This window comes from Clostridium sp. (assembly GCF_016650095.1).
Lineage (GTDB): Bacteria > Bacillota > Clostridia > Clostridiales > Clostridiaceae > Clostridium_AD.
The window spans coordinates 1-9,140 of record NZ_JAENWL010000121.1; the positions used below are offsets into that span (position 1 = coordinate 1).

Below are 9,140 nucleotides of genomic sequence, written 5' to 3' on the forward strand. Positions count from 1 at the left end.
ATATGCTACAGATATAGGTTGGGCATATAAACAAAGTTATAGAATTAAGCAAATTCTAGATAAATGCGTAAATGCAAATTTAGTATTTGAAATACCACAATATAAATAATAGAAATAAGGGTATCCTGCAAAGGATACCCTTATTTTATTGTAACTTGTCCATCATTATTTATTAATACCTTGAAATTATGGGAACCAGCATATCTTTCAAACTCTGTTAAGTTAAGTGGGGTTTTATTTTTATTGCCTACAACAAATATAGAAATTTTAAAACCATCATCCGCGTGTGCTTTAGTTAAGTATTTAAGCTTAATAGATTCATCTAAAATTAAATGTAAGGCTTCTTCCAATGACTTATGTTCTAAAGTGATAAGTTCTTTTATTTTATATCCTCCAGAGCTAATACCTTCAACTTTTTTAATTTTATTTGAACCGTTTACCTCCATCTTTATAGAACAATTCATGTCTACAATAACAGAAAAATTATATCTATTATCCAAATAAAATTTTCTTACTGATACAAAAAGTAATAGTATGAAAGCAATTACCAAGAAATATTTCCAAATATTAACTCTTTGAAATTCTTCACCTGCATATAGTTCACCTATTATAGGTTCAGATGCGTGCTTTTCGAGAGTTACAAATTCTTTGTTAGTGGTTATGATATACACTTTATTGTTCTCAATATTGATTATTTTGCCAGCTTTTCGCATAAGGGCACTCCTTCCATATGATAATAAGTAGGTATACTAAAGTTCAATAATGCTTGACATAAGGGAAAAAAATTGGTACTTTCATTGTAGTAAGGTATAAAATTGTGCCTTATATTTAGAATATATATATTAATAAATAGAGGTATATTATGATGGGTATATTATCAAATAAATTTTACTTATATATAGGTATCGTAATTATATTAAATATTATAGTTACTTATATAATAATTAATATGTTAATGAATAAAAAATCTAGAGAATTTGATAAAAAAATTAACGTTGCTGTTAATGTATTTAAATCTACAACAGATACAAATGATATTTTCAATGAATTATTGAAAAATTTATATGAAATTTTAGCTTATGATTCCGCCATAAGTATATTTAAAAATGATAATGATTTTGAGCTTATGTCTTGTCATGGGTATGGAGAGGAAATAAACCTAAGTAGTTATTTAAAAGAAAACATATCTACTGAATTAATTAAAAAAGCTATGGAATCTAAAGCGACATATTATATTCAGGATTTAAACAAATCAGAATATACAAAGTATACCATTAAATTTCAATTATTATTATATCACATGAGAAGCTTACTTATAATCCCAATAATATATAAAGATAAGATATATGGGGCTGCAATAATGCTAAGTCATAAAAGGTCAGCATACAATGAAACTCAAAGAGCTAATGCTTTCTCGTTTGTTAGTCAAGTAGCAATAGCTATAGAAAATGCTACACTTTTTCAAAAATTAAAAGATATGGATAAGATGAAAACAGATTTTTTGTCCACAGTTTCTCATGAGCTCCGAACGCCATTAACTTCAATTATTGGTTTTACAGAAATGGTGAAGCGAAAATTTGAAGGGTCTATAGTTTGTGAACTAGATCTTGAAAGTGATAAAAATAAAAGTGCCGTAGTTAAGATAAGGAGAAATATAAATATAATTTTAACCGAAGGCGAGAGGCTATCGAGTCTTATAAATGAGTTATTAGATATATCAAGAATGGAAGCAGGCAAAGTTAGTTTAAATATGAGAGAAATTGATATAGAAGAAATTATAACTCAGGTAATAACATTAACAAACCCAATTATTAGGGATAAATCATTGCAAATTATACAGAGTATAAGAGAGCCACTTCCCCTAATTATGGCAGATAAAGACAAATTAGTGCAGGTAATAATTAATCTTATCTCCAATGCTATAAAATTCACAGAAGAAGGATGCATAGTATGCTCCGCTAGAGTAGTGGAAGGAAATATTATAGTAAGTATTAGTGATACAGGAGTAGGTATTAGAGAAGAAGATAAAAAATATATATTTGAGAAGTTCAGACAAGTTGGGGACACACTTACAAATAAACCTAGAGGTACAGGACTTGGTCTAGCTATATGCAAGTATATTATCGAAGAACATTGTGGGAAAATATGGGCTGAAAGTGAAATTGGAAAAGGAACTGATTTTTCATTTAGTATACCTATTTCAGGGGCAAAATAAATCTATATAGTATCAAATGTTAAATAATAATATCATAGCTTTTACATATGGAATAAAAAAGTCATTTCGTGTATAATATACTCATTGGAAACTTATTAAAAGTTTAACTGAAATAGAAACTAATGCTTGTTATAGAATACTAATGAGCACTGTGGAAGCCATGAAATACATGCTAAAATCAAATGGGGGTGGATTTTTGAGGAAAGGTACAGAAATATTAAAAACTTTGTTACTAACATTCCTTATTATTATTTTATGTGGGAATTTTAAATATGTAATGGCAGTTGAAAATACTGTTAAGATAGTGTTTGTAGGAGTAGATCATTCTCCATTAGTTGAAGGAGATAGTGAAAGTTTTTATTTGACCGCTGTGGGAGCCGAAAAAGTTAAGTATAGAGCTTTTTTACTTAATGTTAACAATAATACTAAAGTAGAAATTACTAAGGGGTATACGCAAGCAGTAGATGCAAATAAACCATATACAATTACTCCAAGTGAAAAATTCAAATTAGGTAAATATAAGATTATAGTTTGGGTGAAAGAAGAAAGCTCTGTAAAAAGCTATGATAGTCAGTATATAGCTAATTTAAATTGCGTAAGTAGAGATAATAATAATAGAGTCTATTCATCAGGAGATTTGGGTATTACTAAAGATGCTTATACAGTAGGAGAAAAGGTGCTGGTAAATGGAATTAAAAATATTAGTGGTATGAAAGGTCCGTACACGTATAAACTTCATATTTATGATACTGAAAGAAATGAATGGATATTAGATACAAAGGAATATAGGGATAATTTAGAATGGGTCCCTACAAAACCTGGAACGTATGTGTTGGTAGTTTGGGATATGTCTTATAATTCTACACTTTGGAAGCCCTTAATAAAAAACCCGAAAAGCAGGTTATACGAGGGGTGGAAACTTAAGGTTATTACAGTAAAAGGTGCAATAAAAGATGAAGTGAAAAATGTACAAGTCTCTTATGTAGGAATAGGACATTCACCACTTGTAGCAGGTGAAAAGGAGACGTTTTACATTACTTCGAAAAATGCAGAAAAGGTTCAGTATAGAGTCTTCATAGTTAAAGAAGACAACACCTATGAAGATATTTCTAATGGGTATACACCTTTAGTGGATGCAGACAAACCTTACGAAATTTCTTCAGATAAGAAGTTCTGGGTTGGTAAATACAAACTTTGGATATGGGTAAGGGGAGAAAATTCTTTGAAGTATTATGATAGCTCTTCTGGTTATGAACTTAATTGTGTGGAAAAAAATGATAGCAACCGAGTTTATACTATAAATGATATGGATACAGAGAAAAGCACTTATAAAGTAGGAGAAAAAGTTACAGTAGGTGGTATTAAGGATATAAGTGGAATGGCTGGTCCATACAGTTATAAGCTTAGTATTTTTAATACTAAAACAGGTGTGTGGACTTCAACTAATAAGGAATATACATCACAAACAGAGTGGGTTCCAACAGTTCCGGGGATATATATTTTAGATTTATGGGCGATGTCTTCTAATTCCACTTTATGGGATGTTATGAAAAATCAACCTGAAAGAAAACTCTATGAAGGATGGAAACTTAAGGTTATAAAAGTTGTAGCTGAGGATGATGTAGGTAATGAAGTAGAACCAGCTAAGCCATACACTGAAGTTAATCGTTTTTCAGAATTATATACTGCTATGGATAATAAGTATGATGTACTTATAACTGATGTTAAGGTTGACACAGCATATAAGAAGGCGAAAGAAATCGTAAACAATATAACTAACACGAGTATGAGTGATTTAGAAAAGGAATTAGCGTTGCACGAATATGTTGTAAAAAATACAGACTATGATTATGAAAATTATATAAATAAGGGTGTGGAAATGGACTCTGATACGCCTTATGGAACATTAATTCTTGGTAAGGCTGATTGCGATGGATATGCTTATACAATGAAACTACTGTTAAATTTAGCAGGAATAGAAGCTCAGGTAGTAGTAGGCAATGCAGCAGAAGTTGGCGCTGACAATAAAGTGGAAATAGACGATAGCACAAATCATGCTTGGAATATAGTGAAAATAGATGGGGAATATTATCATCTAGATGCCACTTGGGATGAGCCAGATACTAATGAAGGGAATAAGGTAAGATATAAATATTTTAATGTTCCTGATCAAAAAATTTCTAAAGATCATGTATGGGACAGAAAGAAATATGTAGCTAGCGATAGTGAAAAATTTCTATATTTACAACCTATGTACCATGCTGTCATAGATAGCCCTTGGATATATTTTAGTAATGAATTGGATGGCAAAAGGTTATATAAAATGTCATTGGATGGAAAGGTTAGCGTGCCACTTAATGATTCCCAATCTAGGTATGAAGCAATTGATGAGCAGTGGATTTATTACAGTAATTATGTTAATGGTGGATATCTATTTAAGATTAGAAAAGATGGCCTGGGAAATACTGTTTTAAATAGTGAGTGGACTACGGACATTGAAGTACAGGGCGATTGGATATTATATAAAAATGGGGAAAGTGGAAAAGCGTACAAAATAAAGAAAGATGGAAGCGAGCGACAATTAGCAAATTAGGGCATTTAATAAAAAAATCTCACAAACATTAAAAGTGTTTGTGAGATTTTTTTATTTACTTGAATGTCTCTTACAGTATAGGAGAAAGTAATCTTGAAACAGATTCCTTGAATTTAACAATAAAACTTCTATTACTATAATCTTCGAGAGTTAGTTCATCGCAAAATTTTAAATCATCAATAAAAAAGCGATCTAAGTCGGCAGTTATTTCTTTATCATAAATAAAAGCATTAATTTCAAAGTTCAGAGTAAAGCTCCTAATATCTAAATTTGCAGTTCCTACAGAGCTTATAGATTCATCAATAGAAAGAAATTTACTATGTAGAAAACCCTTGGTATAGGTATAACATTTGACACCAGATTCCAGTAATTCTCCCATATAAGATGTAGAAGCCCAGTACACAAATGGATGATCTGGTTTACTCGGTATAATTATACGAACATCGACTCCAGACAAAGATGCTATTTTTAAAGCCTCGAGTATACTGTCATCTGGGATAAAATAAGGAGTTTCTATATAGATAGTTCTTTCAGCCTTACTAATCATTTTTAAATACCCATTTTTAATAGAATTAAAAGTTGAATCGGGACCACTTGAAACTATTTGAAGACCTGTTTTCCCAATGTGGGTTCTGTGGGGGAAATATTTATTATCAAAAACAGAATCTTCATTGGCCGCAAATCTCCAATCCATTAGGAAATGCAATTCCAAGGCATCTATCGCATCTCCTTGTATGAATAAATGGGTATCTCTCCAAAACCCGAATCTTTTAGAAAGTCCTAAATATTCATCACCAACATTAAAACCACCAATAAATGCATACTTTCCATCAATAGTGCATATTTTACGATGATTTCTAAAATTTACTCTAAGGTTTATATAAGGAAGAAAAGGGGGGAAAAAGCAAGAAACTTTTCCACCAGATTCAATTAATGGAGCAAAAAAATGCTTAGGCAATTTAAGACATCCCATGCCATCATAAAGTAATTTTACCTCTACTCCTTCTTTAGCTTTTTTAGATAGAATTTCGAGAATAGCCCTTCCTAAGTTATCATTTTGGAATATATAATACTCCATATGAATATATAATTCTGCACTTTTAAGGTTTTCTTTAAGTTGATCAAATTTTGATTTACCATCAGTAAATATAGTTACGTGGTTATTATTAGTATAAAAGGAATTATCACTACAAAGATTAAGTTTCATCATATCAGAATATTTACTTAAAAAAGGATTTGCTTTAATTAAAGCTTCATTATTTAAAAAATCTTTTTGTTTATCAATAATAGAGTTGAGATTTTCTTTTTCTTCTTTTTTAAGTAAAAACATTTTTTTTCTTTTTAAATTCTGACCAAGAAATAAGTATAAAATAAACCCTATGCTAGGTAAAAATAGTAATACCATAAGCCAAGTCCAAGTACTTGCAGGGTTCTTTCTTTCAATAAATACAACTGCAAAGGCAAAGAGAATATTAATAATAAACAATAAATTCAAAAAACGTAATATTAGTTCGCTTGTAAACATATGAGCCTCCAAAAAATTCATTTTATCCTATAATGATAGTATACATATAATAGCATATAAAAAAACAGTCAAACTTGTAAAAAATAAAATATCTATCTTTTTACTTATTATTTTTCAAACAAAATAAAAATATTTTAATTTAATAATTTATATTATTAAAGGAATAGTGAGTTTTATGGTATAATAAAATAAAATTGGGAGAATCAATTATGGGGGAGAAGTATGGTTGAATTAAATTGTTAATTATATTAATAATATGTATTGGTTTACTTATCTGTGCAATGAAACTTAGATTAGAACGTTACTTTAAATATGAAAATGGAATTGGGGATAAGGAGATGGAATTAGTTCATGGAACGCTTAATGAGGAGATAAATAAATCCTTAGAGCTTACAAAAGAATTAGAGCATGTGATGAATGAGATTCAGAGCAGCGAAAGCTTGTTTAGATCGGATATTCAAAGTATGTCCTCAGCTCACAAACAAAGTATATTAGATAAATGGGTTAGTTATGTAGGATGTTATAATGAATTAAATGAAATTAGGCAAAAATATAAAAGTGAACTTATATCAAAAGATTCACATACTAAATTTAAAAGAGTATTATTAATTTATGCTTCAACTATAGCAATACGTAAAAATGCTGTGTTGTTAGTTAATATTATAGAAAAAAATAAGTACTTAGAGTCTATGTTAAACGAGCCTAGGCCTGAATATAATATTAATAAAAAACAATATTATTACATTTCACAAGAAATTACAGAAATTTCTTATATAATATCACTATTTAGAAATAAGCATTATTTTGATTTTATGGTAAATTACTATGAAAGATATGGATATAAAAGAGATGAAAACGAAAAAGAATTATTAGATTATGCAAGTTCTAATTATTTAAATGTTATAAAACTAGTTAGAAATCATAGAAATATTGTTAAAAGCAATTTGATTGATTTTTTTGGGAAAAATGCTTTTGATTTTTGGTTCCCAATTCAAAAATGGGTTGCTATAAGTATTACTGGAGTTGATTATTCTAGTAGAAAAGAGAAATATGTTAGCAATGAAGATATTAATAGTATTAAAGAAGAATTGCTACCAGGTGACATACTTTTAAAGAGAAATAACTATCAACTAACCAACATAGGATTACCAGGGTTTTGGACTCATTCTGGAATTTATATAGGTTGTTTAGAGAATCTGGATAAGTATTTTAATGATGTCCCTATGGAGAATTGTTTGCGTGTGTCAGAGTATGTAAAATTGAATTATCCTAAAGTATATGATGCTTTGTGCGATAAAAGTGAAAATAGTGGAGAATATATTATAGAAGTTATCGCTCCTGGTGTGGTAATAAATCCTCTAGAGGCTATTGCTAAAGTTGATTATTTTTCAGCAATACGTCCTAAATTATCCAAAGAAGATAAATTAAAGGCATTATTTATAGCTTTTGAATCTTTAGGAAAGGCATATGATTATAATTTTGATATTATGACAGATAATGCGTTGTTTTGTAGTGAGTTAATCTATAAGTCATATTTATGTGCAAGCAATAAGAAAGGAATTACATTTGACTTAGAACCCAAAGCGGGTAGGCTATTGCTTTCACCTAACAGTATTATTAAAAAATTTGACACAGAGTATGATAGTGGAAATGCCGAATTTGATTTTGTAGTATTTTATGATGGTAGTGAAAGAGAAAGAAAAGCCATAAGGAGAAGTGCAAAGGATTTAAAAATAACTTGGAAAATATCTAAGTGGAAAACCGCAAAGCGTAGAATTATATTAAATACAGAAACAAGATATCCAATAGTAAGATTAAATTCAGCATTGTCAAAGCTTAAATTTATTTTATATGGAATGTTTTATTAATTGTGATATATGTATATAATATAAGGTATGTATCAAAAAATATAATTTAAATAGCAGATAATCGTCATCTGAGAAGATGTAATATTAACGACTTCGGAAGGAGACTTCCTTCTGAAATGGGTTAAACTCTAGAATAGAAAGTAGGATAAATAATAAATATGAGAAATATAAAAATTGTAATAGAATATGATGGTACTAAGTATAAAGGATGGCAAAGACTTGGAGATAGTGATAATACAATTCAGCACAAAATTGAATCCGTTTTAAGTAAGATGGCAGGAGAAAATATTGAAATTACAGCTTCAGGTAGAACAGATGCTGGAGTACATGCAACAAATCAAGTAGCAAACTTTAGAACAGAATGTAATATGGCTACACATAAAATGCGTAGTTATTGTTATGAATATTTACCAGAGGATATTGTAGTTAAGACAGTCGAAGAAGTAGATCTCAATTTTCATGCTAGATATAATGCTAAGGCAAAAAAATATGTATACAATATTTGTAATAATAAAGCACACAATGTATTTACAAGAAAATATGATTATCATGTACCACAACCACTAAATGTTGAAAATATGAGAAAAGCATCAGAATATTTAATAGGAGAACACGATTTTCAAAGCTTTACAACACTTAAATCTAAAAAGAAATCTACTGTTAGAGACATTTATACTATAAATATTGTGAATGAAGATGGAAATATAGAAATTAGTATTCAAGGAAATGGATTTATGAAAAATATGGTGAGATTGGTAGTTGGAACACTTGTTGAAGTAGGACTTGGTGAAAGAGACGCAAATGAAATTAGCGATATTTTAGATAGAAAAGAAAGAAAATATTCAGGACATATTGCACCAGCAAAAGGATTATTTTTAGAAGAAGTTAATTATTAAAAACTATTAAGATAATTAGCTTAATATATTTATAAATTAAAAG

At 29.1% G+C, this 9,140-nt stretch carries 6 protein-coding genes; 4 read left to right on the forward strand and 2 right to left on the reverse strand.

Translation table 11 applies throughout. The features are described 5' to 3' along the window. Positions 1–140: 140 nt before the first annotated feature. Positions 141–713 (reverse strand): hypothetical protein, encoded by a 573-nt coding sequence (locus tag JJE11_RS08965; protein ID WP_291634726.1) that lies wholly within the window; start codon positions 711–713, stop codon positions 141–143. A 149-nt stretch (positions 714–862) separates the two neighbouring features. Here JJE11_RS08965 and JJE11_RS08970 point away from each other — a divergent pair, with 149 nt between their 5' ends. Further along, on the forward strand, positions 863–2,215 hold the full coding sequence (locus JJE11_RS08970; RefSeq protein ID WP_291634727.1) for a GAF domain-containing sensor histidine kinase: 1,353 nt from the start codon (positions 863–865) through the stop codon (positions 2,213–2,215). A 196-nt stretch (positions 2,216–2,411) separates the two neighbouring features. Further along, complete coding sequence (locus JJE11_RS08975) at positions 2,412–4,808, forward strand: DUF5050 domain-containing protein (RefSeq protein WP_291634729.1); 2,397 nt, start codon at positions 2,412–2,414, stop codon at positions 4,806–4,808. 70 nt (positions 4,809–4,878) lie between these two features. On the opposite strand, the gene cls is transcribed toward JJE11_RS08975, so the two are convergent. Then, positions 4,879–6,333, reverse strand: coding sequence for a cardiolipin synthase (cls, locus tag JJE11_RS08980; protein WP_291634731.1), 1,455 nt, complete (start codon positions 6,331–6,333; stop codon positions 4,879–4,881). A gap of 281 nt (positions 6,334–6,614) precedes the next feature. Here cls and JJE11_RS08985 point away from each other — a divergent pair, with 281 nt between their 5' ends. Both JJE11_RS08985 and truA read left to right on the forward strand, forming a co-directional pair. Next, a complete protein-coding gene (locus JJE11_RS08985; RefSeq protein ID WP_291634733.1) occupies positions 6,615–8,201 on the forward strand; it encodes a YiiX/YebB-like N1pC/P60 family cysteine hydrolase in 1,587 nt (528 codons plus the stop codon). A 158-nt stretch (positions 8,202–8,359) separates the two neighbouring features. Continuing rightward, positions 8,360–9,097, forward strand: a complete 738-nt coding sequence (gene truA / locus JJE11_RS08990; RefSeq protein ID WP_291634735.1) for a tRNA pseudouridine(38-40) synthase TruA — start codon at positions 8,360–8,362, stop codon at positions 9,095–9,097. The last annotated feature ends 43 nt before the right edge of the window (positions 9,098–9,140 follow it).

Bases quoted from the DNA above. Each gene is read 5' to 3' on its own strand.
- JJE11_RS08965 (WP_291634726.1), bottom strand. From the start codon at position 713: ATGCGAAAAGCTGGCAAAATAATCAATATTGAGAACAATAAAGTGTAT.
- JJE11_RS08970 (WP_291634727.1), top strand. From the start codon at position 863: ATGATGGGTATATTATCAAATAAATTTTACTTATATATAGGTATCGTA.
- cls (WP_291634731.1), bottom strand. From the start codon at position 6,333: ATGTTTACAAGCGAACTAATATTACGTTTTTTGAATTTATTGTTTATT.
- JJE11_RS08985 (WP_291634733.1), top strand. From the start codon at position 6,615: ATGAAACTTAGATTAGAACGTTACTTTAAATATGAAAATGGAATTGGG.
- truA (WP_291634735.1), top strand. From the start codon at position 8,360: ATGAGAAATATAAAAATTGTAATAGAATATGATGGTACTAAGTATAAA.